Raw genomic sequence first — 25905 nt, 5'->3', positions numbered from 1 at the left:
CCCGGCGTGCCAAGTCGATCTTGAAGTCATTGGTGCCTTGGCCGACCGCGCCTTGAAGCAGCGCAGCGGCCACTCGCCCGAAGAGCTCGGGCGAAGGTGCCTGCCCTTCAAGCAGCGCTTCCGCGGCCGGAACGCGCCAGGGCTTGTGTGCCACGCCGCCGAGCGCGATGCGTGCCTTGGTGATCTTGCCGCCTTCCATCGTCAGCCCAACTGCAACAGACACCAGTGCGAAGGCATAGGACAGGCGGTCGCGCAGCTTCAGATAGGTATAGTTCTCGGTGAAACTGTCTGCCGGCAGGTCGATGGCGGTGACGATCTCGCCAGGCTGCAAGGTGTTGTCCTTGGACGGTTCGTCACCCGGAAGACGGTGATACTCCGCAAACGGGATCACCCGCTCGCCGCCCGGACCTTCCACACGAACTTCCGCCTCAAGAGCCGCCAGCGCCACGCACATATCCGAGGGATGCGTGGCGATACATGCTTCGCTTGTGCCCAGGATCGCATGGATGCGGTTGACACCGTTGATTGCGCCGCAGCCTGAGCCCGGCTCGCGCTTGTTGCAGGCAGTTGCGGTGTCATAGAAGTAATAGCAGCGGGTACGCTGGTTGAGATTACCGCCATTGGTAGCAGCGTTGCGCAACTGCGGGCTGGCGCCAGCCAGAATGGCGGAGCTGAGCAACGGATAGCGCTCTTCCACACGCGCATCATAGGCAGTGTCCGCGTTGGTCACCAACGCGCCAAGACGCAGGCCACCTTCCGGCAGCTCCTCGATCTTGTTGTGCGGCAAACGCGAAATGTCGACAAGCCGCGTCGGGCGCTCAACATTGGCCTTCATAAGGTCAACCAGATTGGTGCCACCTGCAAGAAAGCGTGTGTCGGCTTCAGCGCCCATCTGGGCCGCTTCGGCAACGTCACCTGCGCAGTGATAAGAGAAGCGGTTCATTTCACGCTCTCCTTCTCCAGCACGTCCATCACGGCATCGGTGATGTTGGTGTAGGCGCCACAACGGCAGATGTTGCCGCTCATGAGTTCACGGACCTCGTCACGCGTGCTGGCACGGCCTTCATTCATCAAGCCCACGCCGGAGCAGATCTGCCCAGGCGTACAGTAGCCACATTGAAAGGCATCGCGGTCGATGAACGCCTGCTGCAGCGGATGCAGTGCCTCGCCCTGCGCCAGCCCTTCGATCGTGGTGATCTCCGCACCGTCATAAGCAACGGCGAGCTTGAGGCAGCTGTTGATGCGCTTGCCGTCAACCAGCACCGTACAAGCGCCGCACTGGCCGTGATCGCAACCCTTCTTGGTGCCGGTCAGATCCAGGCGCTCGCGCAGCAAATCCAAAAGGGTCACCCAAGGCGCAACGCTCAGCTCGCGAACCCGGCCGTTGATTGTAAGCGTGATGGGAATGCCCGGCAGGTCCGTGCCCGCCGATAAATCCTGTGAGCCGGTGATGTGATCCATCCGATCCTCGGTATCTCTTGCGAAATGGGCGTCTCGCTGTGGAAGATCCGGAGGCGGACCGAGGCGTTGCCAGCTTCAAGGGCGGGCTGCGTTCCTCGACCACGCGCCAGCTGCGCCCGTCGATTGGTGAATAGCGTGGTTGCAGACACGAAGATCGCGACTACTGGCTGTTAATCCGCAAAGTGCCCACAGGTTCCCGACGCGGCTTGGATCAAGGATGCAAGGCTATGCTGAACCTTGCTTAAAGACAAACAGTGCGCAGCGCCGGATGGCAGCGTCGTTACATTCGAGCAACAATGCTCAACAATCCGATCCAAGCAGCGTTCAAAGTGTCGTGACATATTGCGCAGTACAAAAAACAGGTATGTGGTTCTTGCACCCACGGTTCACGACGTCGACGCTCTTGGGGAAGAGCGGCGAGAAGGTGCCCAGGCAATCATCATGTCTATCTTGGGGCGCCTCATGTCTATCAAAGCCGTATGGCTCGCAACCGTCGCATCATTGTGCGTCGCCAACATCGCCACTGCTGCCGATGCCGTCGTGATCGCCGAACCGGAGCCGCTGGAATATGTTCGCGTCTGCGACGTCTACGGCGAAGGCTTCTTTTACATTCCGGGAACAGAAACCTGCCTGAAGGTCGGCGGCTATTACCGCTTCCAGGTCAACAGTTCGGGCGAAGACTTCGACGGCTATACCAGCTATGCACGCTTCGCTCCGAGCTTCACGGTCAAATCGGAAACCGAATTCGGCACGCTAACCAGCTATGCCGAGACCGAGTTCACCTGGGACTCAGGTGAAGGCAACTCTTTCAACCTGCTTTATGCCTATGTCGAACTGGCGGGCCTCCTGGCCGGTAAGACCGAAACACCGTACTCCCGCTATCTGGATTTCGCCGGACCGACCCTCTTCGAAGGCCGGTATGGGTCGAACGAGGCGACTGAAATCAGCTACACCTACGACAATGGCAAAGGCTTCACCGCCATCATCGCGGCCGTCGACAACACAGCCAACACCAGTTGGGAGACCAACGGCGAAGCAGGTGCCAAATACGAGAAGGACGATTTCACGCTCGGCGCCATTGCCGGCTATGACGGCGTGGCGGACTCATGGGGGGCCCGGGCGACGCTGCGCTTCAAGGTTCCGAACACGGTGCTGAATGTCGGCCTCTACGGCTTCTATTCGAGCCCGGACGGCGACGAAGGCGTTTATACGATCCTCGATCCCGTCGATGAGCGCACGGAATGGTCGGGATTGATCGGTGCTTCGGCGGAGTTGAACCCGAAGGTCGCCTTGGCAGGAACCGCGCAGTATTTCGACACCAACGAGTGGGAGTTCAGCGCCGATCTTGAACTCACGCCAGTAAGCGGTTTGGCGATCACGCCGGAAGTCATCTACAACACGGCGTCCGAGGATTGGTCCGGCGTGCTGCGCTTCCAGCGCAACTTCTGACATCATTCAACATCCGAAAACCGGCAGGTGCGCAGTGGAAAACTGCGCGCCTGTCGACTCATGCCTGCGCACCAGCCTTCCCTGCCGCGACATCCAAGATCAATCATGTCGTACCTTTTCCGCAACCAGGCTGCGACAAGATCATCCATTCACAGGCTTTCAACATCCGACGCATTGCGTAGTGCAACAAAGCAGTATGTAGTTGCTGTACCTAGGGTGAACTGCTGCACCGTTCTTGGGGAAGAACGAAAGCAAAGTAGCGCTACGGCATCTTGCTTCAGGGGCGCGTCGTGAAAATCCGTTTTGTTCTGCTTACCGCCATCACCGGTCTCTGCGGTGCTTCCATCGCGAGCGCGTCCGATGTCGTTCTCATCCCGGAAGCAGAACCGGTCGCCTATGTCCGGATCTGCGACCTGTACGGCCAAGGGTTTTTCTATCTTCCTGGCACGGAGACCTGCCTGAAGATCGGCGGCTACTACCGCTATGAGGTCTCGGCGACTGGCAATGACCTAGACGGTTACTTCAACTATGCCCGCTTTGCTCCGACGTTTTCGGTTAAGTCTGAAACGGAACTCGGCACCCTCACCGGCTATGTCGAAGCCGAGATGGACTGGTATGCGGACGGCGGCACATCGAGCCGGCTGCTCTACAGCTACGTCGAGCTGAATGGCTTTCTCGTCGGCCTGACGAAGACACCTTATGCCCGCTTCCTCGACTCGGCCGGCCCTACCCTGTTCGAGGGCCGCTACGCCTACAATCAGGGCGGCGAGATCAGCTATACCTACGACAACAACAATGGCTTCACCGCCATCGTTGCGGCGATCGACAATGAGGCGTCGAGCGACTGGGAAACCAATGCGGAAGCCGGGGCGCGGTACAAGCGCGACGACTTCACCCTTGGCGCCATCGCTGGCTATGACGGTGTCGCGAAGTCCTGGGGCGCTCGCGCGACCGTTCGCTTCAAGGTTCCGAATACGCAACTCAATGTCGGCCTGCATGGCTTCTATTCCAGCCCGGATGGCGAGACAGGCGACTACACGATCCTCGATCCGGTTTACGAGCGCACGGAATGGTCCGGTCTGATCGGCGTGTCCGCCGAACTCACGCCGAAGGTGGCGCTGTCAGGCACCGCGCAATACTTCGACACGGATGCCTGGGAGTTCAGCGGCGATCTTGAACTCACCCCCGTGCAGGGTTTGGCCGTTACGCCGGAAGTCATCTACAACACGGCCTCGGAAGACTGGTCCGGCGTACTGCGTTTCGAGCACAAGTTCTGAAGCGATCAAGCCTTTGATCGGCTGACAGGTTTGTTGCGGCGATCGGCAATCCTCGGTAAGCCAGATCGACTGTCAGACAGGTTTTGCCATGCCGCCCCATCTCACTGCGCTTGCCGACTCGTTGCCGTCCACCGTGCCGTTCGTCGGACCGGAAACCCAGGAACGAAACAACGGACGCCCTTTCAGAGCGCGCCTTGGCGCCAATGAAAATGGCTTTGGCGCGTCGCCCAAAGTGGCTGCGGCCATGGCTGCCGCCGCTGGCGATATGTGGAAGTATGGCGATCCCGAAAACTACGATCTGACACAAGCACTGGCGCAGCATCTCGGCATCGAGCCCAGTCAGATCGCGGTGGGTGAAGGCATTGACGGCCTGCTCGGGCTAGCGGTGCGGCTCTTCGTGGAACCCTGCGCCACAGTGGTCACCTCGCTGGGCGGTTATCCCACCTTCAACTACCATGTCGCAGGCTTCGGCGCGCAGCTGCATACGGTGCCTTACAAGGGCAACCACGAAGATCCCGAAGCCCTTCTGGCCGCCGTGCTGAAGATCAAGCCGGCAATGGTGTATTTCGCCAACCCCGACAATCCGATGAGCACCTGCTGGCCGGCCGAGGACGTCGTCCGCATGATTGAAGGCGTACCGGATGATGTCATGCTCATCCTCGACGAAGCCTATGGCGAGTTCGCGCCGGCCGGCACGCTACCGCCGATCGACCTTATCCGGCCGAACATGCTGCGCATGCGCACCTTCTCCAAGGCTTACGGCCTGGCCGGCATGCGCTGCGGCTATGCCATCGGCGAGGCGGAAGTGATCCGCGCCTTCGATAAAGTACGCAACCACTTCGGCATGTCACGCATGACGCAGGTCGCAGCGTTGGCTGCGCTTGAAGACCAAGCGCATCTGGCGGAAACGGTGAAAAAGGTGGAGCGCTGCCGCGAGCGATTGACCCGCATCGCTGAAGAGAACGGTCTTTCCGCCCTGCCCTCGGCTACCAACTTCGTGGCGATCGACTGCGGGTCTGATGGCGCTTATGCCTTGCGCGTTCTGCAGGAACTCGGCCGACGCGACATCTTCGTGCGCAAGCCGATGACTCCGGGTCTTGATCACTACATTCGCGTCAGCTGCGGCCCCGATGCGGAGATCGACATGTTTGCGCAGGCTTTGCCGGCTGCGCTGGAAGCCGCCGGCAAAGCTTAGATCCACCTTAGAACTTCAGCGAGCCGCTGAGCGACAACGCATAGCCCCACTCGTTGTCGGAGGTCGCGGTGTAATCGAGCGCATTGGCGATCTTGTCCTTGTCACCGTCGGTGAAGTAGATCGCCGCGCCGCCAGCGCGCAGTTGGAACTTGTCCGTGAAGTCGTAGGCAACGCCGCCGCCGAAGCTCCAGGTATCGGTGAGCGTATCCCAACCGGTGGAAACGCCCTTGTCCCAGGTTACGGACAAGGAAGCGCCCAGCTTATCGTTGAACTTGTGCCCAACGCCGCCGGTCACCGTCCAGCCGTCCTCGAAGTAAAAGTTCGTGGAAGAGAAGGTCTGGCCTGCGATACCTTCAACCAGTTCGATCCGTTGCAACACGCTCCAGTCGGTCCACTTCACCGAACCGAAGGCCAGCCAGCCTGGTGCGAAGCCGGACTGCAGGCTGAGTTCGAGGTTTTGCGGCAGGGTTGCTGAGGTGCTGGCGGAAGCCGTTTGTGCGTTGCCATAGATGGCCGCTGCCTGAGCCCGCGAGAGGCCGGTCAGCATGGCGAGCGTCGCAAAGGGCGTGTTGGTGTATTCGCCGGTCGCATCGTGATGCGTTTCGGAACGGTACAGCAGCTGAGCTTTCAGCGCGATTTCCGGGATCTCGTAGCCAACGCCCAGGCGATAGCCGACATCTTCCGATTCAACCTTGATGCGGCTTTCGCCGACCGTGCCGAAGGCCAGCGAAAAGTCGCGTGCCTGAGTAAAATCGACCGTTTCATAGAACACGCCGCCGATCAGCAGCAGGCGACCTTTGGACAGGTCGAAGCCGTAGCCGCAGGTCAGGCCATATTCATCTGTGTCGAGCTTCTGCTGCGCGATGTTGAAGCGGATCGCGCCATCGTAATTCGCTTCCACGCCGTAAGGCTGCGTGTAGGAACCGGCGCAGCTCAGATCGCCGATGATGCGGCCGCCGACGGTCACGGACGGAACGGTGAAATCCTCGACGATGTCGGTTTCACCCTGCGTATAAAGCCCAGGACGGCCGCCAACGATGCGCGCTCCCGACACGCTCGAGAACGATCGCGCAGGCGAAACGTAGGTTACCGAACTCGTGAGGCCGAAGCCGGTCGTGTAATAAAGCGGATCAAGGTTCGCGATGCCGCGATTGAAGCCGCCCGCCTGCGAAGGCGAAGCGAGCAGAATGGATGCGATACCGGCTGACACCAAAGTTGCCACGGCGCGTGTCGTCATAAGCCCCTCCCCAAGTGATTGATTCGACCGTAACAAGCTCCTCACGATCAAAGAAGTGCAAGAATACAACGCTACGCTAATCTTTGTAGCCGGCAGGAACATCGGCGCCACACGCATTACGCTTGAATTAAATGAACGATCGTTTTATTCCTTGGGGTAGGAGGAGTGATGGCGCGAACGATCGGGTCAGACGGGGGGAAAACGGAAGCGGCTATTCGCATGGCGGCCGCCGGTCTCGTTGCGCGCCACGGCTTCGAAGCGGTCACCATGCGCCAACTTGCAAGCGAGGTCGGCGTTCAGGCGGCAGCCTTATACCGCTATTTCCCGACCAAGCAGGACCTGCTCTTCAAGCTGATGTCCCGCCACATGGAAGAGCTTCTGTCTTCCTGGGACGATAACGCGAAAGCGCATGCAGACCAGCCAGATGCTCGTCTGGCGGCTTTCGTGGAACATCACATTCGCTTTCATCTCCAGCGGCGCGAAACCACGCATGTCAGCAATCTCGAGCTTCGCAGCCTGTCAGCGGAGCAGCTGACACCCATTCTGGGCTTACGCGCCCGTTATGAAGCTGAGCTACGCGCTATCCTTCAGAGGGGGGCCGATGCCGGCTTGTTTGCAATCGAGGACACGGCGCTCACCACAATGGCGATCATTCAGATGATCACGGGCGTTATTGTCTGGTACCGGCCGCAGGACCGTTTGTCCGTCGACCAGCTAATTGCCCATTACCACATCATGACCCTGCGCCTTGTCGGCGCCGCACACGATCATACAGACTGAACCCGGGAGGCAGCATGTATACGACCAGCATGGACTTCGGCCTTGGCGAAGACGTTGAGGCTCTTCGCGATACGGTGCGCCGCTTCGCGCAGGATCGGATCGCACCACAGGCGGCGGCGATCGACCGCGAGAACGAGTTCCCTGCGCCGCTATGGAAAGAGATGGGTGAGCTCGGCCTCCTCGGCATGACCGCTGATCCCGATTACGGCGGCTCTGGGCTGGGCTATGTCGCTCATGTCGTGGCGATAGAGGAAATCAGCCGCGCTTCCGCTTCGGTCGGCCTGTCCTATGGCGCGCATTCCAACCTTTGCGTCAACCAGATCAATCGCTGGGGCACGGCCGAGCAGAAGGCGAAATACCTGCCGAAGCTCTGTTCCGGCCAGCATGTCGGCGCGCTCGCAATGTCGGAAAGCGGCTCGGGCTCGGATGTGGTTTCGATGAAGCTGCGCGCCGAAAAGCGCAACGACCGCTTCGTGCTCAACGGCACCAAGATGTGGATCACCAATGGTCCCGACGCCGAAACGCTTGTGGTCTATGCCAAGACCGATCCCGAGCGGAAGTCTCGCGGCATCACGGCTTTTCTGATCGAGAAGTCGATGGCCGGTTTCTCCATTGCGCAGAAGCTCGACAAGCTCGGCATGCGCGGTTCCAACACCGGCGAGCTGGTCTTCGAAGATGTCGAAGTGCCCTACGACAACGTGCTCGGCGAAGAAGGACGTGGCGTCGAAGTACTGATGTCCGGCCTCGATTACGAGCGCGTGGTGCTATCCGGCGGGCCGCTGGGCATCATGGCCGCCTGCCTGGATACCGTCGTGCCTTATGTTCAGGAGCGCAAGCAGTTCGGCCAGCCGATCGGCGCGTTTCAGCTGGTGCAAGGCAAGCTCGCCAACCTTTACACCACGCTGAACGCCTGCCGCGCTTACGTTTATGCCGTCGCGCGTGCCTGCGATGAGGGCAAAACATCGCGCAAGGATTCCGCCGGCTGCATCCTTTATGCCGCTGAAAAGGCAACGCAATGCGCGCTGGATGCGATCCAGCTTCTTGGAGGCAACGGCTACATCAACGACTATCCGACCGGCCGCCTTTTACGCGACGCCAAGCTTTATGAGATTGGCGCCGGCACCAGCGAAATCCGCCGCTGGCTGATCGGCCGCGAGATGATGGAAGAAGGCTGATCCGATGCCCGTGATCCAGACGCAGATTTCCCTCTCCTCCGAAAGCTTCAAGACAAACGCTGCCCGCATGCGGGCGCTAGTGGCGGAGATGAAGGACAAGGCCGCCATCATCGAGCAAGGCGGGCCAGAAGAAGCGCGGCAGCGCCATACCGCCCGCGGCAAGCTCCTGCCTCGTCAGCGTCTGGCGCAGCTGCTCGACGCCGGCTCGCCTTTCCTGGAGATCGGGCAGTTCGCGGCCTGGGACATGTATGGCGGCGATATTGCCTCGGCCGGGATGATCGCCGGAGTCGGCATGGTGGAGGGGACGCCCTGCATGATCGTCGTCAATGATGCGACGGTGAAGGGCGGCACCTACTACCCGATGACCATCAAAAAGCATCTGCGAGCACAGGAAATTGCGGAAGAAAACGGGCTTCCTTGCCTGTATTTAGTGGACTCAGGGGGGGCAAATCTCCCAAATCAGGACGAAGTTTTCCCGGATCGAGAGCATTTCGGCCGGATCTTCTTCAACCAGGCGAACATGAGCGCGACCGGAATTCCGCAGCTCGCTTGCGTCATGGGGTCGTGTACGGCGGGTGGCGCTTACGTGCCGGCGATGTCCGACGAAGCCATCATGGTGAAGAACCAGGCGACCATCTTCCTCGGCGGTCCTCCCTTGGTGAAGGCCGCGACCGGCGAAGTGGTGTCGGCGGAAGATCTGGGCGGTGCCGATACGCATACGCGTTTGTCGGGCGTGGCGGATCATTATGCGCTGAACGACGACCATGCCCTGGCTCAGCTTCGGCGGATCGTCAGAAACCTCAATCGAAAGCGGGACATGCCGCTGAAGCTTCGCCAAGTGAATCAGCCGCTTCGACCAGCAGACGAGATCTACGGCATCGTGCCGGAAGACACGCGCCAGCCCTATGATGTGCGCGAGGTGATTGCCCGGATCGTGGATGGATCCGAGCTTGATGAGTTCAAGCAGAACTATGGCACGACGCTTGTCACCGGCTTCGCCCATATCCACGGAATGCCGGTTGGGATCCTCGCTAATAACGGTGTGCTGTTTTCCGAAAGCGCACAAAAGGGTGCGCACTTCATCGAGCTTTGCTGTCAGCGCAAGATCCCGCTTGTGTTCCTGCAGAATATCACCGGCTTCATGGTGGGCCGGAAATATGAAGCGGGCGGTATTGCAAAGGACGGCGCCAAGCTGGTCACGGCAGTTGCCACGGCACAGGTGCCCAAGCTCACCGTCATCATCGGCGGTTCCTTCGGCGCCGGCAATTATGGCATGTGCGGGCGCGCTTATTCACCGCGCTTCCTGTGGATGTGGCCGAACGCCCGCATTTCGGTGATGGGCGGCGAACAGGCGGCGACGGTGTTGTCCATCGTGAAGCGCGAAGGCATCGAGCGGCGTGGCGGCACCTGGAGCGCGGAAGAGGAAGCGGCCTTCCGCCAGCCCATCCTCGACAAATACGAGCGCGAAGGCCACCCGCTTTATTCCTCGGCGCGGCTTTGGGACGACGGCATCATTGACCCGGCCAAGACGCGCGATGTGCTGGCGCTGAGCCTTGCAACAACACTCAACGCGCCGATCCCGGACACCAAGTTCGGCCTGTTCCGGATGTGAGGTGAGCGAAATGTCCAGGCTTTTTAGCAAGATCCTGATCGCCAATCGCGGCGAGATCGCGTGTCGCGTTATCCGCACAGCGCGCCGAATGGGTATCCGCACAGTGGCCGTTTATTCGGATGCGGATGCACGCGCCCTGCATGTCGAAATGGCGGACGAGGCCGTGCATATCGGCCCCTCGCCTGTTGGCGAAAGCTATCTGCGCGGCGACAAGATCATTGCCGCAGCGCAAGCCACCGGCGCTGAAGCCGTTCATCCCGGCTATGGTTTTCTGTCGGAAAATCCCGACTTCGTGGATGAGGTGACGGCCGCTGGCGTCACCTTCATCGGACCCTCCGCCGACTCGATCCGTGCGATGGGCCTGAAGGACGCGGCCAAGCGGCTGATGGAGAAGGCCGGCGTGCCGGTCGTGCCGGGCTATCATGGCGAGGCTCAGGAGATCGTCGTGTTGGCCTCCAAGGCGCGCGAGATCGGCTATCCCGTGCTCATCAAGGCGCGCGCCGGCGGCGGCGGCAAGGGCATGCGGCGTGTCGATGATCCCGACGCCTTCCCCGAAGCGCTGGCCAGTGCACGGCGCGAAGCAAAGGCGGCGTTCGGCGATGACCGGGTGCTGGTCGAAAAGTACATCCTGTCACCGCGCCACATCGAGGTGCAGGTGTTTGGCGACAATCACGGCAACGTCGTACATCTGTTCGAACGAGATTGCTCGGCGCAGCGTCGCCACCAGAAGGTGATCGAGGAAGCGCCTGCTCCCGGCATGACGCCTGAAATGCGCAAGGCGATGACCGATGCGGCGGTGAAGGCGGCGCAGGCGATCAGCTATTCGGGTGCTGGCACCATCGAGTTCATCGTCGACGGCGCCAACGGTCTGCATCCTGACCGCTTCTGGTTCATGGAAATGAACACGCGGCTGCAGGTTGAGCATCCCGTAACCGAGATGGTGACGGGCATCGACCTCGTGGAGTGGCAGCTGCGCGTCGCGGCTGGTGAGGCGATTCCGAGAACGCAAGATCAGATCACGCTGTCCGGCCACGCCTTTGAAGCACGGGTTTATGCCGAGGATGCGGCCAAGGGCTTTCTGCCGGCCACCGGCACGCTGCACCACCTCGCCTTCCCGGCAGCGGGTCCAGAGCTGCGCGTGGAGACCGGCGTACGCGCTGGAGATGCAATCTCGCCCTTCTACGATCCGATGATCGCCAAGCTGGTGACGCATGGCCCGGATCGTACTGCCGCGCTGGATGCTCTGGCGGAAGCGGTGAACGAGACGCAGATCGCCGGATCGGTGACCAACACCGTCTTCCTGCGCGAACTCGCCCTCGATCCTGATTTCGCGGCAGGCCGGGTCGATACGGGACTGATCGAGCGCAAGGCGGAAACGCTGACGGCACTGCCGGCGCCTTCTGAGACGGCCAAAGCCAAGGCCATTCTCGCAGCGGCGGGAATTTCGCCTGCTGGCGGCTCAACCGACCCGTGGGCGGCTCTAGGCGGCTATGCGCACTTCAACCCCGTGCAGCGCCAGGTCAAGATCGGCGAAGATCATGCATCGGTTGAGGCTGCGGTAACGGCGCTTGAAGGCGATCGCTGGGGAGTTGTGCTCGGCGACGGAAACGGGCCGGTTACCTTGCCCGCCAAGAGCGTTCAGGACGTCGTTCGCTGGCCCGGTCACCTCACGGTGTTCGAGGGTGCGATGGGTTTCAACTTTGCCTCGCTTGATCCGCTGGAACAGGCGTCTGAAAGCGGTGCCGCGTCTGGCGGCCTGCGAGCGCCGATGCCGGGTCTGGTGAAGCTTGTTCGGGCCAAAGCAGGCGATCACGTCAGCAAAGACCAGCCGCTGCTGGTGCTCGAGGCCATGAAGATGGAGCACACGATCACCGCACCCGCCGACGCCATCGTCGCTTCGATCGTGCAACAAGGCGAGCAGGTCGAGGACCGCACGGTGCTCGTGACCTTTGAAGAAGCGGGGACAGCGTGAGCGTGAGTCTTGTCGCGTTTGCGCCCGTTCAATAGCGTTCAGCCATGTCGATCAGCGAAGCCACTCCCAGCCGCCACCGGTTCTATGAGGATGTGCTCGCACTTCTGATCGGCACCGGCTTTGCCGCGCTCGGGTTGACCTTCTACACCGAAACCCGGCTGGCAACCGGCGGTGCGGCCGGCCTTGCGCTGTTGCTGCAGTACATGACGGGTTACGGCTTCGGCCTGATCTTCTTCGTGACCAACCTGCCCTTCTATGCCTTTGCGGTTGCGCGCATGGGCTGGGGCTTTGCGATACGCACCTTTGTTGCCGTGATGCTGGTGTCCGTGATGAGCCGGATCTTTCCGATGTTCATCACCTTTTCGCATCTCGACCCGCTTTTCGCGGCCTTTGTCGGCGGCGGTTTGCAGGGCATGGGCCTGCTGATCCTTGCGCGGCACCGAACGGGTCTAGGCGGTTTCTCGATACTGGCGCTCTACCTGCAGGACCGCTACAACATCCGCGCGGGTTATTTCCAGCTCGGCGTAGATCTCGTCATTCTGCTGATTGCGCTTTCCGTGTTGACCTGGCCGCAAGTCGTGCTGTCGGTGATCGGTGCCGTCATGTTCAACATGATTTTGGCGATCAACCATCGCCCCGGCCGCTATGTCGGCATGAGTTGAAGACGGGAGCAGGAACCATCGGGAGTCCCGATGGTTGGGCAGGCAGATCGAAACCAAGGAGATCTGCCCCATGAACCGCCTGATTGTCTCAGCAACCGCGCTCACTCTGCTGGCCGGCTCGGCCTTTGCCCAGGAAGCAACCACCAACCCGCCTCCGGCTGCACCGGCTCAGACTGCGCCGAACCAGACGCCCCCGACGCCGCCCGAACTGACACCCGGAAACAAGACGGGCGCGCAAGGTGACGATCAGGACCTTCAATCCTCAAGCGGGATGGAAGACCAGACGGACACTATGGATCAGGACGAGCGCGATTCCGCTGATAGGCAGGATGAAGCGCGCCGAGGCCCGGGTCACCATCATTGGGATCGAGACCGTCCGCGCGGACATCATTGGCGTGGTGGCGACCGTGGTCCGCGCCACAGCCGAGGCGATGACGGTGCGCATTTCCGCCTGACCACGAAGGAAGATGGCGGCGTGGAACTAGATGTTCGATGCGCTTCCAACGAGCCGATGAAGGCTTGCGCCGATATCGTGAACGACCTGCTCGACAAGCTCACTGGCAATACAGGAACGAATGACGAGGACAGCGCCGATCTCTGAGGATCGCGTCTGACCCCGATCGTCTTAATTACGGGGAGCGGTGCATCGTGCGCCGCTCCCCATTGTTTTTAGTGAACCGTCATCCAGTCGCGTGCCTGCCGGAGCGCCTTGGCGAGATCGGCCTTGTTCATGCTGGCCGACACTTCCGCCCGCATGCTTCCGGCACGTTCGCAGCCCTTGATGGCGGCGATGTTGAACCACTTATGCGCAGCAACCAGATCGACGGCGCAGTCGCGGCCGGTTGCGTACATCAAGCCGAGGTCGAAGAGGATGTCGGCGTGGGTGGTCGTACCCATCGAAGATGCCTGATCGTCCAGGATTTCAAAGCGTGCCATTATCTCGATCCCTGTTAGCCCCTGAGACCTTGTTTTCCGGTCTCTTCTGATGCCTAGAGAATGCGCTTCTTCCTTGAATCCGCTGTTAAGCCATGTGCTTAACTCCTGGAAAACAAACATAAAACAAGAAGTAAAGGTGACTCATTCTTAAGGATGAGAACCGCAGGCGCGCGGGAAAGTCGAAGAAATATCGACAAAAACTGTCGGCTACGAAGTCACGCTTTGCTAACCGCGATTTCGGGAAGCATATCGGTCGGCGCGAACCTTTCGCATCAAAGAAGCCGTCTTCCACGCAGCTGGCTTTCTGTTCTAAGCTCCGGGAACAGCACCTTTGAGGAAGCCGCTGGGGAGGAAAGAATGAAGCGTTCGATCATGTTTGCGCTTGCAGGGCTGCTTGCCACATCAGGCATGGCGTTTGCCGACGATATCGAAGGCAGGTGGAAGACCGATAGTGGCGCAACAGCCGAGATCGCGCCCTGCGGAAAGGCTTTCTGCATCACGCTGCGCAGCGGCGCGCATAAGGGCAAGCAGATCGGCCGCATGAATGCCGATGGCGATAACCGCTATTCCGGCGATGTCACCGATCCCGCCAACGACAAGACCTATTCCGGCAAGGCGAGCCTGTCCGGCAACGCTCTATCAATGAAGGGCTGCGTGCTGGGCGGGCTGATCTGCCGCGGCCAGAACTGGACGCGGCTGTAAAGGCGGCAACGCCTAGCGCTGCCGCCTTTAAAGCGTCAGCGCGCCTTCTGGCCGAACAGGACCTTCTGCGCGTCCTTGTCATCGGCAAGGTTCGAGCGGGCTTCGTTGGCGACAGCCAGGCCACGCTCGACAGCAGGACGCGCATTTACGGCTTCATACCAGCGCTTGAGGTTCGGAAAGTCGTTGAGATCCTGGCCCTGGTTTTTGTGCGGCTTGATCCAGCCGACGCAGGCCATATCGGCGATTGAGTATTCGCCTGCCAAATAGTCGCGATCGGCCAGGCGCTTGTTCATGACGCCATAAAGCCGGTTCACCTCGTTGGTGTAGCGGTTGATGCCATATTCGATCCTTTCCGGCGCATACTGCCGGAAGTGGTGAGCCTGACCGGCCATGGGCCCAAGACCGCCCATCTGCCAGAACAGCCACTGATCGACCTCGACGCGTTGCCGCTCGTCGGTGGGATAGAACTTGCCGAACTTCCGGCCGAGATATTGCAGGATCGCGCCGGACTCGAAGACCGAGATCGGCTGCCCGTCCGGGCCTTCCGGGTCCACGATCGCCGGCATGCGGTTGTTTGGGGAGATCGCGAGGAAAGACGGCTCGAACTGTTCGCCCTTGCCGATGTTCACGAGCTTCAAATCATAAGGGATGCCGAGCTCTTCCAGCATGATGGAGACTTTCCAGCCATTGGGCGTCGGCCAGTAATGAAGTTCGATCGGCTTGGTTTGTTCGGGCATGATACCTCTCCTTCAAGTCGCAGAGATATGGGCGCAATACCGGCAACAATCGAGCGGGGCATGGTTAATTGCGGCTCAATTTTGTTGAACGCAGGATGAACGGCAGTCTCAGGGAGGATTCAGCGCGACGGCTTCATAGTTGGCTCAACACCTTCGGAGGACCGCCGCCATGCTCGCACGCCGCTTCGCCATTGTTTGTTTTATGACCATGCTTTTCGGCATGATGCTGTCCGTCGTGGTGGCGGAAACAACGCGAGGGCGGACCAGTGACGGCAGCATTTCCTGCACATGGTTCAACGATTACGCCTGCCATTGGGACAAGCAGTAACCAAGCGTCACGGCTTCGCAATATGAAGCCGCTACGCCTCTCCCACAAAGAGGGGCGTGCCCTTATATTGGGTCATGGAAAAGCGAATCTACCCGACACCGATCGAGGCCATCTCAGGGCCTGAAGCCTATGGCCGCAAGAGCTTCACCAATGCCGAGGAGGCGGTGGATGCGCTGATCTGGCTTTACGAGCGCAACACACGCTTTCTGCGCGACAGTTTCTCGGCATTGGCCGAAGGCGGCAATGCTGATCATCGCTACCGCGCTTTCTATCCAGAGATCTCCGTCACCACTTCGTCCTTCGCGATGATCGACTCGCGCCATGCTTACGGCCATATGCCGGCGCCGGGGCAATATACGACGACGGTGACGCGGCCGGATCTTTTCCGGCATTACCTGCTGGAACAGTTGCACCTGATCATCCGCAATCACGGGGTGCCGATCATCGTGCAGGAATCCGAGACGCCCATCCCGCTGCATTTTGCCTTCTTCGAGGGCACCTATGTGGAAGGGGCTGCGGCGGAGCGAATCACGCGGCCGCTACGCGACATGTTCGACGTGCCGGACCTGAATGCGACCGACGATTTGATCGCCAACGGCACCTATGAGCCCGCCCCCGGCGAACCGGCTCCGCTTGCACCCTTCACGGCACAGCGCATCGATTACTCACTGCACCGGCTGGCGCATTACACGGCGACCGGGCCGCAGCATTTCCAGAATTTTGTGCTGTTCACCAACTACCAGTTCTATATCGACGAGTTCTGCGCCTTCGCGCGCAAGCTGATGGCCGAGGGTGGCGGCGGGTATGACAGCTTCATTGAGCCCGGCAATCTCATCACGCTTCCCGGCCAGAACGAGGCGCGGGAGGGTGCGGTGCCGATCCGCCTGCCGCAGATGCCGGCCTATCATCTGACCAAGCCGGGTCACGCCGGTATCACGATGGTCAATATCGGCGTCGGTCCGTCCAACGCCAAGACAATCACCGACCATATCGCAGTGCTTCGCCCGCATGTCTGGCTGATGCTCGGCCATTGTGCGGGGCTACGAAACACGCAGGCGCTGGGCGATTATGTCTTGGCGCATGCCTATGTGCGCGAGGACCATGTGCTCGACGACGACCTCCCGGTCTGGGTGCCGATCCCCGCGCTGGCCGAGGTGCAGGTCGCGCTGCAGGAGGCGGTGGCGGAGGTTACCGGGCTGTCCGGCTACGAGCTGAAGCGCATCATGCGCACCGGGACGGTCGCCACGATCGACAACCGCAACTGGGAACTGCGCGATCAGCGCGGACCGGTGCAGCGGCTGTCGCAATCACGCGCGATTGGCCTCGACATGGAAAGCGCGACGATCGCCGCCAACGGCTTCCGCTTCCGTGTGCCATACGGAACGCTGTTATGCGTGTCCGACAAGCCGCTGCATGGTGAGTTGAAGCTGCCGGGCATGGCGACCGACTTCTACAAGCGGCAGGTGTCGCAACACCTGACGATCGGCATACGCGCGCTCGAAAAGCTCGCCAACATGCCGCTGGAACGGCTGCATTCGCGCAAGCTGCGCTCGTTCTCGGAAACGGCGTTCCAGTAGCGGCTGACAATCATCCGGCGAGGCAGGGCAATTTAGTAGCCCGCTTCTTTCTGATGCCGGAAAGCAAGGACATACACGACATCATCGGCCTGCTCGTAGCGATATAGAGCAACATAGCCAGAGTTGCCGAAGGCTATCACCAACTCGCGCAACTCAGGCATCTCGAGCAATGGCCGGCCGATATCGGGGCTGGTTTTCAGCAGCAACAGTTGCCGCTCGATCACCTGACCGGCCCGTATCGCAGCTTCAGGTGTCTTGGTCGCGATAAACCGCCGGCAGCGCTCCAGTCCTTGAGCCGCAACCTCGGTGACGATTAATCGTGGCACTCCGGCACCGGCCTTTCCTCGTCGGTGCCCCAGCTTTTCAGCCAGTCACCCACTTCTACGCCGGTCAAGTGGCGACCTGTTTCCTTGTAGCTCTCCCACGCGTTCAAAGCTTCCTGCGTGAAGCTCTCACGGGCTTCTTCCCGTTCGACATATTGCTGGATGGCTTCAAGCATGATCCAGTGTGCTGAGCGGCGACGTTGGCTCGCAAGCTGTTGGACCCGCCCCTTCAGGGCGTCGTCGATCTTCAATGACGTGGCCATACCAGCCTCACACACCAATTAGTAGTACTTGGGAATACCATAATGTGTTGACGACTAGGTGTCCAACTTGGTCAACACCCTTCTTCTGCGGATCCATGCCGGCCGCGACAACACTTACATGTTGGCGTAGACCGGCCCTTCGCCGCCTTGGGGTGGGACCCAATTGATGTTCTGGTTGGGGTCCTTGATGTCGCAGGTCTTGCAGTGCACGCAATTCTGCGCGTTGATCACGAAGCGAGCCTCGCGCGCATTGCCTTCGTCGCGGTTCTCACTGCCCTTCTCGCCCTTCGGCGCAGCCGGGCCGCCGGCAACAGAATTGCCGTCTTCATCCACCCATTCGTAAACGCCGGCCGGGCAGTAGCGGGTTGAAGGGCCGGAGAAGACGCCGAGTTCGGACTGCTTCTGCAATGCCGGGTCGAGCACCTGCAGGTGGATCGGCTCGTTCTCATCGTGGTTGGTGCTGGACAGGAACACCGAAGACAGGCGGTCGAAGGTCAGCACTCCGTCCGGCTTCGGATAGGCGATTGGGCGGTGCTTAGAAGCGGGTTCGGTCGACGCATAATCCGGCTTGCCGTGCTTCATCGTGCCGAACGGCGACCAGCCGAAAAGCGTGTTCAGCCACATATCCAAGCCGCCGAGCGCAATGCCGGCGATACCCAGCTTCGACCAGAGTGGCTTGACGTTGCGGACCTTGAACAGGTCCTTGCCGATGGCGGAATCGCGCCAGGCATTTTCGTAGCCGATCAACTCGTCATTGGCGCGGCCGGCAGCCAGCGCTTCGACGATGTTGTCCGCCGCCATCATGCCGGACAGGACGGCGTTGTGCGAACCCTTGATGCGGGGCACGTTGACGAAGCCAGCCGAACAGCCGATCAGGGCGCCGCCCGGGAAGGACAATTTCGGCACGGACTGGTAGCCGCCTTCGGTGATCGCGCGCGCGCCGTAAGACAGGCGCTTGCCTCCTTCAAACGTGTCGCGAACGCGAGGATGTGCCTTGAAGCGCTGGAACTCTTCAAAGGGCGAAATGTAGGGGTTCTTGTAATTAAGATGCACCACGAAGCCGACGGCCACCGTGTTGTTCTCGAGATGGTACAGGAATGAGCCGCCACCGGTGGAGCGATCCAGCGGCCAGCCAAAGGAATGCTGCACGAGGCCGGGCTGATGCTTTTCAGGGCTGACCTGCCAGAGCTCCTTGAGGCCGATGCCGTATTTGCCGGGTTCGCGTCCCCCATCCAGACCGAACTTCTTGATGATGACCTTGGACAGTGAGCCTCGCGCGCCCTCGCCCAGCAGCACATATTTGCCGAGCAGCGCCATGCCGGGTGCGAAGTTCGGGCCGGGCTCGCCGTTGCGCTCAACGCCCATGTCGCCGGTGATAACGCCGATCACAGCGCCTTCGTCGTTATACATGACCTGAGTGGCCGCAAAGCCGGGATAGATCTCGACGCCAAGAGCTTCGGCCCTCGTCGCCAGCCAGCGGCAGACATTGCCGAGCGACACGACATAGTTGCCGTGATTGTTCATCAGCGGCGGCATCAGGAAGTTGGGAAGCGGTAGCGAGCCTGCCGGCCCGAGCAGGAAGAACTGGTCCTTGGTGACCGGCGTCTTGAAGGGATGATCGGCATCCTCGCGCCAATTCGGCAGCAGCTGGTTGATGCCGGTGGGATCCACAACGGCACCAGACAAGATATGGGCGCCGACTTCGCCGCCCTTTTCCAGCACCACGACGGAAAGATCCGGGTTGACCTGCTTCAAGCGAATGGCGGCGGCGAGACCAGCGGGACCTGCGCCCACGATCACCACGTCAAATTCCATGCTTTCGCGTTCGATCTCGTCCATGACTTCCCTCCGGGGCGCTGTTCCCGAGCGCCTCCAAACACCTGTTAGATCGTGCATAACGCAAGTTTCCTCGCGGGGGCACGTCTTTTTCGCACCTTGAACGGCGCAAAACGTCGCGTCTTTGGAAGTTTTCTAAACTGCGGTTCGCGCTCTTTCCAGCCTCTTGCGATCCGGCGCTTGCATCCGCTTCAAGAGAAGCCGAAAAGGGCATCATGCCCGACAGGATCGATGCCGATATTGAAGCGCTGCTGCGCTTTTATGCCGATGCCGGCTACAGCGATGCGCTGGATGACGAGCCGCATGATCGGTTTGCAGAAAGCGCTAAGCGGGTCATGCCGCGTGGAGACACGCCCGCGGCTGCGCCATCCTCAAGGCCATCCGCGCCCAAGGCGGCACCTGTTCCAGCCGCACCGATTGCCGCCGCACCACTCAGTCAGCCAACCATCCCGGCCGAAGCGCAAGCAGCGCGGGCGCGCGAGCTGGCCCGATCGGCAGCGAGTTTGGAAGAGTTACGCGGACTGCTGGACAGCTTCGACGGCTGCAATCTCAAGTTCACCGCCAAGCAGATGGTGTTCTCGGACGGCAATCCGGAAGCGCCGATCATGTTTATCGGCGAAGCGCCGGGGCGCGATGAGGATCTGGAAGGACGGCCCTTTGTCGGTCGCTCCGGGCAGTTGCTCGACCGTATGCTTGCGGCGATCGGGCTTGATCGCGACAGCGCTTACATCGCCAATGTCATTCCGTGGCGGCCACCGGGCAATCGGGATCCCTCGCCGCTGGAAACCGAAATCTGCCGCCCGTTTATCGAGCGTCAGATAGAACTGGCGGCGCCCAAGGTGCTTGTGACGCTGGGCAATCCGTCGGCCAAGGTGATCCTGCAAGCGAAGGAAGGCATCATGCGCATTCGCGGCAGCTGGAAGGTGCACCAGACACCTGGAGGCATGGAGATCCCCGCCATGCCGACGCTGCATCCGGCCTATCTCCTGCGCAACCCCGCGCACAAGAAGCTTGCATGGCGCGACTTCCTGGAGATCAAGGCGCGGCTGAAAAGCGCCTGATCAGCGCTCGAGCGACAGGCGATCCACCAGCGCGTTATCGCCCTCGCCCACCATCTTGTCGGCGAGCAGCGCTGCCGTGGTGGGTCCGAGCGTGAAGCCCTGATGGCCGTGGCCGAAGTTGAACCACAGGCCCTTGTGACGGCGCGCAGCACCAACAACCGGCAGCATGTCGGGCATGCAGGGGCGATTGCCCCACCAGGGTTCGTTCTCGACCGGCTCGCCGAGGTCGAACAGCTCACGGATGCTGCGCTCGGCGCGGTTGAGCTGGCGCAAGGCTGGTGCGGCATCGAAATGCGTCAGCTCGGCGCCGGTGAGAACACGCGAGCCAGCGATCATAGGCGCGATGATGGCGGCGTTTTCGGCATCCATAATCGCGACCGTCGGGCTCTTGCCGCCGTGATAGTGACGATGGTAGCCGCGCTTGAACAGCATGGGGATACGGTAGTTGAAGCGCTTCAGCAGTTCCGGCGACCACGGACCGAGCGCCACGACGACGTCAGACGCTTCAATCACGCCGTCATCCGTCTTGACCCGCCAGCCGGAGCCGACCTGTTCGAGCGTCGTGGCATCGCCGCTGACGAAGCGACCGCCGCGCTCTTCGAACAAGCGCGCATAGTTCGCGGTAAGCCCGCCTGGGCTGGAGCAGGTCCATGGCTCGGTCCAGCGCACGGCGCCTTGCAGATCGCGGCGCAGATTGGGCTCGGCCGCCTTCAGCTCGCTTGCCGTCTCGATGCTGATGCCGACGCCATAGGCCTCGTGCAGGCGCTCGGCCGTGCGGGCGCCCTCTTCCATGCGCTTCGGCGAGCGGAACACTTGGCGGAAGCCATCGCGCTGGATGAGGTTGTCGGAGCCGGATGCCTGGATCAAAGGCGCGTGGTCGGCTGTCGCACGGTGGATCAGCTGCGAATAAGTCTGCGAGATCGTCTTGTAGCGTGCTGGGCTTGAATGGCGGAAATAACGCAGGACGGGTGCGGCCCAGTTCGGCAAAGAGGTGAGATTCCAGTTCACCTCGTTGCCACGCTTGAGCGCGATCGACACCATCGAGCCGAGATCGCGGGGAAAGGCGTAGGGCTCGACGGCTTCGCCCTGGATGATGCCGGCATTGCCGTAGCTGGTTTCTTCGCCGGCACCGCGACGATCCACCAGGACCACCGAACGCCCCTTTGCCTGCAATGCAAGCGCGGTGCTGACGCCCACCATACCCGCGCCGAGAACAATGCAATCCGCCATGATCAAAGTCTTCCCTGCCTTAACGACACTGTCGTGGCATTCGGCCCGCACGGGATCAAGATCGAAGCATCTTTCATCCCAAAGTAAACGTTGCGCCAGGCAGGGAAGTCTTCGCCGGGGTTCTACACACCCGGAGACGACGCCTTCTTTGCAGCTGTCCGTTCCAGGCCAAGACGATGTTCGCGCCAGATAACGAAAAGCCCGGCGGCGACAACGATCAGGCCGCCGATGATCATGTTGACCGACGCGACTTCTCCGAACAGGAAGTAACCGGCGGCGATCGCAAAAATCATGGACGTGTATTCAAATGGTGCGACGGTCGACACCTCAGCGTGGCGGTAGCCTTCGGTCATCAGGATCTGCGCGACGCCGCCGCAAAGACCGGCGGTGACAAGAAGCGTGAGTTGCGGCCCGCTGAGCGAGACCCAGCCGAAGGGCAGCGTCAGGAGGCCGGCAACGGTCGAGGTCAGCGAAAACCACAGGACGATGGTGGCACTTTCTTCCGTCTTCACCAACCGGCGCACCAACAACATGGCAACGGCAGAGACGGCGGTGGCGGTCAGCGCTGCTGTCACGCCGGCCGCCTGCGCGTTGGTGAAACCTTCCCCGGAGGTGAACAGCGAAAGGCTCGGCCAGGAAATGATGACGACGCCAACCAGTCCAAACAAGACTGCGCCCCAGCGATAGGCGCGTATCATCTCGCCCAGGAAGACGGCGCTGAAGACGATCACGAACAAGGGCTGCGCGTAGTTCAGCGTCACGGCTTCCGGCAAAGGCAGGTGGGTCAGCGCGAAGAACTGAAGGCCCATCGAAGCAACACCAACCAGACCGCGCAGAATATGGCTCGCGGGATGTTGGGTCTTGAAGCCGCGCAGAAGCTTGTTCTGCCAGGCCAGCATGAGCATGATCGGGACAATGGCGAAGGCCGAGCGGTAGAACACCAGTTGGCCGAGCGGTACGTCGCCGGCTGCCTTCAAACAGATGCTCATGCCAAGGAACACCAGGATCGACGACACTTTCAAGCCGATCGCCAGCAGCGGACGCGAGTCACTCGGTTCGTAGCGCCTGGAGGCAGCTCTGCTAGGAGGTTTCAATTCTAAGTCCGCCGCTATCGGTGAAATGCCATGCTCAAGCAACAAGGCTGAACAGGCTCGAATTGCGTTGCACCCCGCTTAAGTGAATCGGCTGGCGCAAGCCAGCATTCATCCGGGCGAAAGTGCTAGGCCACGGGGGTGTTGTCGATTTGTTTCGGCACGGCATCCGTAATATGAAGGCCGCATCAGCGATCCCGCCGCCTCCGTTCAGCCGGTGCGGCTTTTCCCGAGGATACCGGAATGCGCGTCGACACAGGCCAAGTGTTCAAGCTTGAGGATTACAGGCCGAGCGAATTTCTGATCCCGGAAACCAAGCTGACCTTCAATCTGCATCCAACGAAGACGCTGGTTCAAGCCGAGCTGACGATCCGCACGCGCAGTGGTCAGCCGCCTAACGCAGCCCTTGTGCTAGATGGCGACGAGCTGGAACTGCGCTCCCTTGCGATCAACGGGAAGGTGCTGGATGCGGCAAGCTATACGGCGACGCCCGACCGGCTGACGATCAACGAACTGCCTCAGGCGGACACGTTCACGCTCGTAATCGAGACGGAGATCGCGCCAGAGCACAACAAGGCGCTGTCCGGCCTTTATCGCTCGAGCGGCAACTACACAACGCAATGCGAGGCGGAAGGCTTCCGGCGCATTACCTATTTCCTGGATCGGCCGGATGTCTTGTCGGTCTATACGGTGCGGCTCGAAGCGGACAGCAAGGAAACGCCGCTACTCCTGTCCAACGGCAATCTAGTGGAAAGAGGGCCGGTGGAAAGCGGCGCGCTGGATAGCGGCCGGCATTATGCGGTTTGGCACGACCCCTTCCCCAAGCCGTCCTATCTCTTCGCGCTGGTTGGCGGCGATCTGGGTTCGATCAAGGACAGCTTCACCACAGTCAGCGGCCGTGAGGTCGAGCTCGGCATCTATGTCGAGCACGGCAAGGAAGAGCGCGCGGCCTACGCAATGGACGCACTAAAGCGCTCGATGCGCTGGGATGAGGAAGTGTTCGGTCGAGAATATGATCTCGACGTGTTCAACATTGTCGCCGTGTCCGACTTCAACATGGGCGCGATGGAGAACAAGGGCCTCAACATCTTCAACGACAAATATGTTCTGGCCGATGAAGCGACTGCAACCGATGCCGATTATGCCGGCATCGAAGCGGTGATCGCGCATGAGTATTTCCACAATTGGACAGGCAACAGAATCACTTGCCGCGACTGGTTCCAGCTCTGCCTCAAGGAAGGGCTAACCGTTTTTCGCGATCACGAGTTCTCGGCCGACCAGCGTTCGCGGGCGGTGAAGCGCATCGCGGAAGTGCGGGGCTTGCGGGCGCAGCAGTTTCCCGAAGACCAAGGACCCTTGGCTCATCCCGTGCGTCCGCGACGCTATCGCGAGATCAACAACTTCTACACGTCGACGGTCTACGAAAAAGGCTCGGAAGTCGTTCGGATGATCCGGACCATCCTTGGTGCGGAAGACTTTCGGCGAAGCATGGATCTTTATTTCGAGCGCCATGATGGCGATGCAGCGACTATCGAAGACTTCTTACGAGTGTTCGAGGAAGTCTCCGGCCGCGACCTCTCGCAATTTGCGCTTTGGTATCATCAGGCCGGTACGCCGAGCGTGCAGGTCGCCATGCGCCATGATGCCGACAAGCGGGAAGTCACCCTGCATCTGGAACAAGCCCTGGCGCCGACGCCGACGGAAAGCCGCAAGCGGCTGATGCACATTCCCCTGCAGTTCGGTCTTGTGGGGCAGGATGGTCGCGACATCGCGGCGAAGCCTGCGGGTGATGGCGTTGAAGGCGACGTTATCCACCTGCGCAAGCGCCACCAGACGATCCGCTTCACCGATGTGTCCGAGCGTCCCGTGCTCTCCATTAATCGCGGCTTCTCCGCTCCCATCATGCTGGCGATGGAGCAGACGGCCGAAGACCGCATCTTCCTGGCGCGGCATGACAGCGACCTGTTCGCGCGTTGGCAGGCGCTAACGACGCTCTATACGCAGGCTCTGACGCAAGCCTATCGCACCATCCGCGGCGGCGGCACGCCGGAGTTCGAACCAGCCCTGCTGGCGCTGGTGGGTGATACGGCGGGCAACGAAGCGCTGGAACCTGCTTACCGCGCGCTGGCGCTGTCCCTGCCCGGCGAAGGCGATATTGCGCGCGAGATCGGCCAGACGATTGATCCCGATGCCATCCTCCAAGCCCGCAATGCGCTGGTGCTCGCCATCGGATCGGCCAATGCGGATGGCTTTGCGGCGATCTACGATGAGATGGCGGCAAGCGGTCCGTTCAGCCCCGACGCGGCCAATGCGGGCCGACGCTCGCTGCGCAACGTGCTGCTCGATTATCTTTCAGCGCCAGCAGGTGACGTGAAGCGTGCCGCCAGCCAGTATGAAAGCGCAACCAACATGACGGATCGCGCTGCGGCCCTCGCCGTGCTGGCCCACCGCCAGAGCGGATCGCCGGAAGCCGTTGCAGCGCTTGCAGATTTCGAAAGCCGCTTCCGCGCTGAGCCGCTGGTGATCGACAAGTGGTTCCAGATCCAGGCGACGGTGCCCGGCACGGCAACTGTGGACACCGTGCGCGAGCTCATGCGCCACAGCGGGTTCTCGATCGACAACCCTAACCGTGTGCGCTCGCTGGTGGGTACGTTCGCGGCGGCCAACCAGACGGCGTTCCATGCAGCGGATGGCTCCGGCTACAAGCTGTTCGCGGATGCCGTGCTTGAAGTCGAGCGCCGCAATCCGCAGGTGGCCGCACGCATCGCTACCTCTTTCCGGTCTTGGCGCTCGCTGGAACCGGGCAGGCAGGACAAGGCCCGCCAAGCTTTGGTCGCGATTAGCCAGCACAAGGACCTGTCATCGGACCTGCGCGACATCGTCGAACGGACGCTGGCTTGAGTCTTCTTTGCAACGCTTGGCGGCAAAGCCGACCAAAGGGGCTGGACACGGCGAATCGGGTCTGATTCTTTAGGTTAGATTCGGCAGTGCGGCGTTCTCG

Annotated in this window: 24 protein-coding genes; 14 read left to right on the top strand and 10 right to left on the bottom strand. The window is 60.9% G+C overall.

Annotation, left to right across the window (positions count from 1 at the left end):
- Together RTX98_RS01510 and RTX98_RS01505 are read right to left on the bottom strand one after the other, a co-directional pair.
- Window positions 1–943 (bottom strand): xanthine dehydrogenase family protein subunit M (locus tag RTX98_RS01510; protein ID WP_312794085.1); only part of this gene is annotated, 943 nt, incomplete at its 3' end.
- Window positions 940–1461, bottom strand: a complete 522-nt coding sequence (locus RTX98_RS01505) for a (2Fe-2S)-binding protein (RefSeq protein WP_312794084.1) — start codon at window positions 1459–1461, stop codon at window positions 940–942. The genes RTX98_RS01505 and RTX98_RS01510, both read right to left, overlap by 4 nt.
- A 462-nt stretch (window positions 1462–1923) precedes the next feature.
- On the opposite strand from RTX98_RS01505, the gene RTX98_RS01500 reads away from it, so the two are divergent.
- From RTX98_RS01500 to RTX98_RS01490, 3 genes are all read left to right on the top strand, one after another.
- Window positions 1924–2910: a porin gene (locus RTX98_RS01500; RefSeq protein ID WP_312794083.1), complete on the top strand. Its 987-nt coding sequence runs from the start codon at window positions 1924–1926 to the stop codon at window positions 2908–2910.
- A gap of 290 nt (window positions 2911–3200) precedes the next feature.
- Window positions 3201–4187 (top strand): porin, encoded by a 987-nt coding sequence (locus RTX98_RS01495; RefSeq protein WP_312794082.1) that lies wholly within the window; start codon window positions 3201–3203, stop codon window positions 4185–4187.
- An 88-nt stretch (window positions 4188–4275) separates the two neighbouring features.
- Entirely contained in the window at window positions 4276–5382 is a 1107-nt protein-coding gene (locus tag RTX98_RS01490) for a pyridoxal phosphate-dependent aminotransferase (protein ID WP_312794081.1), read from the top strand.
- Window positions 5383–5389: 7 nt separating this feature from the next.
- On the opposite strand, the gene RTX98_RS01485 is transcribed toward RTX98_RS01490, so the two are convergent.
- A complete protein-coding gene (locus RTX98_RS01485) occupies window positions 5390–6619 on the bottom strand; it encodes an OmpP1/FadL family transporter (protein ID WP_312794080.1) in 1230 nt (409 codons plus the stop codon).
- Between the two features lie 168 nt (window positions 6620–6787).
- Here RTX98_RS01485 and RTX98_RS01480 point away from each other — a divergent pair, with 168 nt between their 5' ends.
- The 6 genes from RTX98_RS01480 (at window position 6788) to RTX98_RS01455 (ending at window position 13421) form a co-directional block, all read left to right on the top strand.
- Window positions 6788–7399, top strand: coding sequence for a TetR/AcrR family transcriptional regulator (locus RTX98_RS01480; protein WP_312794079.1), 612 nt, complete (start codon window positions 6788–6790; stop codon window positions 7397–7399).
- Between the two features lie 14 nt (window positions 7400–7413).
- On the top strand, window positions 7414–8574 hold the full coding sequence (locus RTX98_RS01475) for an isovaleryl-CoA dehydrogenase (RefSeq protein ID WP_312794078.1): 1161 nt from the start codon (window positions 7414–7416) through the stop codon (window positions 8572–8574).
- Between the two features lie 4 nt (window positions 8575–8578).
- A complete protein-coding gene (locus RTX98_RS01470) occupies window positions 8579–10186 on the top strand; it encodes a carboxyl transferase domain-containing protein (RefSeq protein WP_312794077.1) in 1608 nt (535 codons plus the stop codon).
- 10 nt (window positions 10187–10196) lie between these two features.
- A complete protein-coding gene (locus tag RTX98_RS01465) occupies window positions 10197–12158 on the top strand; it encodes an acetyl/propionyl/methylcrotonyl-CoA carboxylase subunit alpha (RefSeq protein ID WP_312794076.1) in 1962 nt (653 codons plus the stop codon).
- 44 nt (window positions 12159–12202) lie between these two features.
- On the top strand, window positions 12203–12820 hold the full coding sequence (locus tag RTX98_RS01460; protein ID WP_312794074.1) for a YitT family protein: 618 nt from the start codon (window positions 12203–12205) through the stop codon (window positions 12818–12820).
- A 70-nt stretch (window positions 12821–12890) separates the two neighbouring features.
- A complete protein-coding gene (locus RTX98_RS01455; protein WP_312794073.1) occupies window positions 12891–13421 on the top strand; it encodes a hypothetical protein in 531 nt (176 codons plus the stop codon).
- A gap of 68 nt (window positions 13422–13489) precedes the next feature.
- Here RTX98_RS01455 and RTX98_RS01450 read toward each other — a convergent pair whose 3' ends face one another.
- Window positions 13490–13756 (bottom strand): sel1 repeat family protein, encoded by a 267-nt coding sequence (locus RTX98_RS01450; protein WP_189501377.1) that lies wholly within the window; start codon window positions 13754–13756, stop codon window positions 13490–13492.
- Window positions 13757–14113: 357 nt separating this feature from the next.
- Between RTX98_RS01450 and RTX98_RS01445 the strand changes: the two genes are divergently transcribed.
- Window positions 14114–14458 (top strand): DUF2147 domain-containing protein, encoded by a 345-nt coding sequence (locus RTX98_RS01445; RefSeq protein WP_312794071.1) that lies wholly within the window; start codon window positions 14114–14116, stop codon window positions 14456–14458.
- A 35-nt stretch (window positions 14459–14493) separates the two neighbouring features.
- On the opposite strand, the gene RTX98_RS01440 is transcribed toward RTX98_RS01445, so the two are convergent.
- Complete coding sequence (locus RTX98_RS01440) at window positions 14494–15195, bottom strand: glutathione S-transferase family protein (RefSeq protein ID WP_312794070.1); 702 nt, start codon at window positions 15193–15195, stop codon at window positions 14494–14496.
- Window positions 15196–15364: 169 nt separating this feature from the next.
- Here RTX98_RS01440 and RTX98_RS01435 point away from each other — a divergent pair, with 169 nt between their 5' ends.
- Both RTX98_RS01435 and RTX98_RS01430 read left to right on the top strand, forming a co-directional pair.
- On the top strand, window positions 15365–15523 hold the full coding sequence (locus RTX98_RS01435; protein ID WP_312794069.1) for a hypothetical protein: 159 nt from the start codon (window positions 15365–15367) through the stop codon (window positions 15521–15523).
- Window positions 15524–15597: 74 nt separating this feature from the next.
- On the top strand, window positions 15598–17100 hold the full coding sequence (locus RTX98_RS01430; protein WP_312794171.1) for an AMP nucleosidase: 1503 nt from the start codon (window positions 15598–15600) through the stop codon (window positions 17098–17100).
- A 32-nt stretch (window positions 17101–17132) separates the two neighbouring features.
- Here the strand turns inward: RTX98_RS01430 and RTX98_RS01425 are convergent, their stop codons facing one another.
- The 3 genes from RTX98_RS01425 to RTX98_RS01415 form a co-directional block, all read right to left on the bottom strand.
- Window positions 17133–17426: a type II toxin-antitoxin system RelE/ParE family toxin gene (locus RTX98_RS01425; RefSeq protein WP_416223045.1), complete on the bottom strand. Its 294-nt coding sequence runs from the start codon at window positions 17424–17426 to the stop codon at window positions 17133–17135.
- Window positions 17414–17686, bottom strand: a complete 273-nt coding sequence (locus RTX98_RS01420; protein ID WP_312794067.1) for a CopG family ribbon-helix-helix protein — start codon at window positions 17684–17686, stop codon at window positions 17414–17416. The genes RTX98_RS01425 and RTX98_RS01420 overlap by 13 nt, the downstream gene beginning before the upstream one ends.
- Before the next feature lie 114 nt (window positions 17687–17800).
- A complete protein-coding gene (locus tag RTX98_RS01415; RefSeq protein WP_312794065.1) occupies window positions 17801–19525 on the bottom strand; it encodes an electron transfer flavoprotein-ubiquinone oxidoreductase in 1725 nt (574 codons plus the stop codon).
- Window positions 19526–19737: 212 nt separating this feature from the next.
- Here RTX98_RS01415 and RTX98_RS01410 point away from each other — a divergent pair, with 212 nt between their 5' ends.
- A complete protein-coding gene (locus RTX98_RS01410; protein ID WP_312794063.1) occupies window positions 19738–20583 on the top strand; it encodes a uracil-DNA glycosylase in 846 nt (281 codons plus the stop codon).
- Here the strand turns inward: RTX98_RS01410 and RTX98_RS01405 are convergent, their stop codons facing one another.
- Both RTX98_RS01405 and RTX98_RS01400 read right to left on the bottom strand, forming a co-directional pair.
- On the bottom strand, window positions 20584–21813 hold the full coding sequence (locus tag RTX98_RS01405; RefSeq protein ID WP_312794061.1) for an FAD-dependent oxidoreductase: 1230 nt from the start codon (window positions 21811–21813) through the stop codon (window positions 20584–20586).
- 122 nt (window positions 21814–21935) lie between these two features.
- Window positions 21936–22835, bottom strand: a complete 900-nt coding sequence (locus RTX98_RS01400) for a DMT family transporter (protein WP_416223044.1) — start codon at window positions 22833–22835, stop codon at window positions 21936–21938.
- Window positions 22836–23147: 312 nt separating this feature from the next.
- Here RTX98_RS01400 and pepN point away from each other — a divergent pair, with 312 nt between their 5' ends.
- Entirely contained in the window at window positions 23148–25805 is a 2658-nt protein-coding gene (gene pepN / locus RTX98_RS01395) for an aminopeptidase N (RefSeq protein ID WP_312794060.1), read from the top strand.
- The last annotated feature ends 100 nt before the right edge of the window (window positions 25806–25905 follow it).

Source organism: Tianweitania sp. (assembly GCF_032053605.1).
Taxonomy (GTDB): Bacteria; Pseudomonadota; Alphaproteobacteria; order Rhizobiales; family Rhizobiaceae; genus Tianweitania.
Note: the sequence above shows the minus strand (reverse complement) of the source record. Positions and strands in the feature narration are given on the sequence as shown.

Excerpts from the sequence above, each read along its gene's own strand:
- RTX98_RS01455 (WP_312794073.1), top strand. The coding sequence starts at position 12,891 with ATGAACCGCCTGATTGTCTCAGCAACCGCGCTCACTCTGCTGGCCGGC.
- RTX98_RS01410 (WP_312794063.1), top strand. The coding sequence starts at position 19,738 with ATGCCCGACAGGATCGATGCCGATATTGAAGCGCTGCTGCGCTTTTAT.
- RTX98_RS01460 (WP_312794074.1), top strand. The coding sequence starts at position 12,203 with ATGTCGATCAGCGAAGCCACTCCCAGCCGCCACCGGTTCTATGAGGAT.
- RTX98_RS01450 (WP_189501377.1), bottom strand. The coding sequence starts at position 13,756 with ATGGCACGCTTTGAAATCCTGGACGATCAGGCATCTTCGATGGGTACG.
- RTX98_RS01430 (WP_312794171.1), top strand. The coding sequence starts at position 15,598 with ATGGAAAAGCGAATCTACCCGACACCGATCGAGGCCATCTCAGGGCCT.
- RTX98_RS01465 (WP_312794076.1), top strand. The coding sequence starts at position 10,197 with ATGTCCAGGCTTTTTAGCAAGATCCTGATCGCCAATCGCGGCGAGATC.
- RTX98_RS01505 (WP_312794084.1), bottom strand. The coding sequence starts at position 1,461 with ATGGATCACATCACCGGCTCACAGGATTTATCGGCGGGCACGGACCTG.
- RTX98_RS01475 (WP_312794078.1), top strand. The coding sequence starts at position 7,414 with ATGTATACGACCAGCATGGACTTCGGCCTTGGCGAAGACGTTGAGGCT.
- RTX98_RS01440 (WP_312794070.1), bottom strand. The coding sequence starts at position 15,195 with ATGCCCGAACAAACCAAGCCGATCGAACTTCATTACTGGCCGACGCCC.
- RTX98_RS01435 (WP_312794069.1), top strand. The coding sequence starts at position 15,365 with ATGCTCGCACGCCGCTTCGCCATTGTTTGTTTTATGACCATGCTTTTC.
- RTX98_RS01445 (WP_312794071.1), top strand. The coding sequence starts at position 14,114 with ATGAAGCGTTCGATCATGTTTGCGCTTGCAGGGCTGCTTGCCACATCA.
- RTX98_RS01480 (WP_312794079.1), top strand. The coding sequence starts at position 6,788 with ATGGCGCGAACGATCGGGTCAGACGGGGGGAAAACGGAAGCGGCTATT.
- RTX98_RS01415 (WP_312794065.1), bottom strand. The coding sequence starts at position 19,525 with ATGGACGAGATCGAACGCGAAAGCATGGAATTTGACGTGGTGATCGTG.
- RTX98_RS01485 (WP_312794080.1), bottom strand. The coding sequence starts at position 6,619 with ATGACGACACGCGCCGTGGCAACTTTGGTGTCAGCCGGTATCGCATCC.
- RTX98_RS01470 (WP_312794077.1), top strand. The coding sequence starts at position 8,579 with ATGCCCGTGATCCAGACGCAGATTTCCCTCTCCTCCGAAAGCTTCAAG.
- RTX98_RS01490 (WP_312794081.1), top strand. The coding sequence starts at position 4,276 with ATGCCGCCCCATCTCACTGCGCTTGCCGACTCGTTGCCGTCCACCGTG.
- RTX98_RS01500 (WP_312794083.1), top strand. The coding sequence starts at position 1,924 with ATGTCTATCAAAGCCGTATGGCTCGCAACCGTCGCATCATTGTGCGTC.
- RTX98_RS01405 (WP_312794061.1), bottom strand. The coding sequence starts at position 21,813 with ATGGCGGATTGCATTGTTCTCGGCGCGGGTATGGTGGGCGTCAGCACC.
- pepN (WP_312794060.1), top strand. The coding sequence starts at position 23,148 with ATGCGCGTCGACACAGGCCAAGTGTTCAAGCTTGAGGATTACAGGCCG.
- RTX98_RS01420 (WP_312794067.1), bottom strand. The coding sequence starts at position 17,686 with ATGGCCACGTCATTGAAGATCGACGACGCCCTGAAGGGGCGGGTCCAA.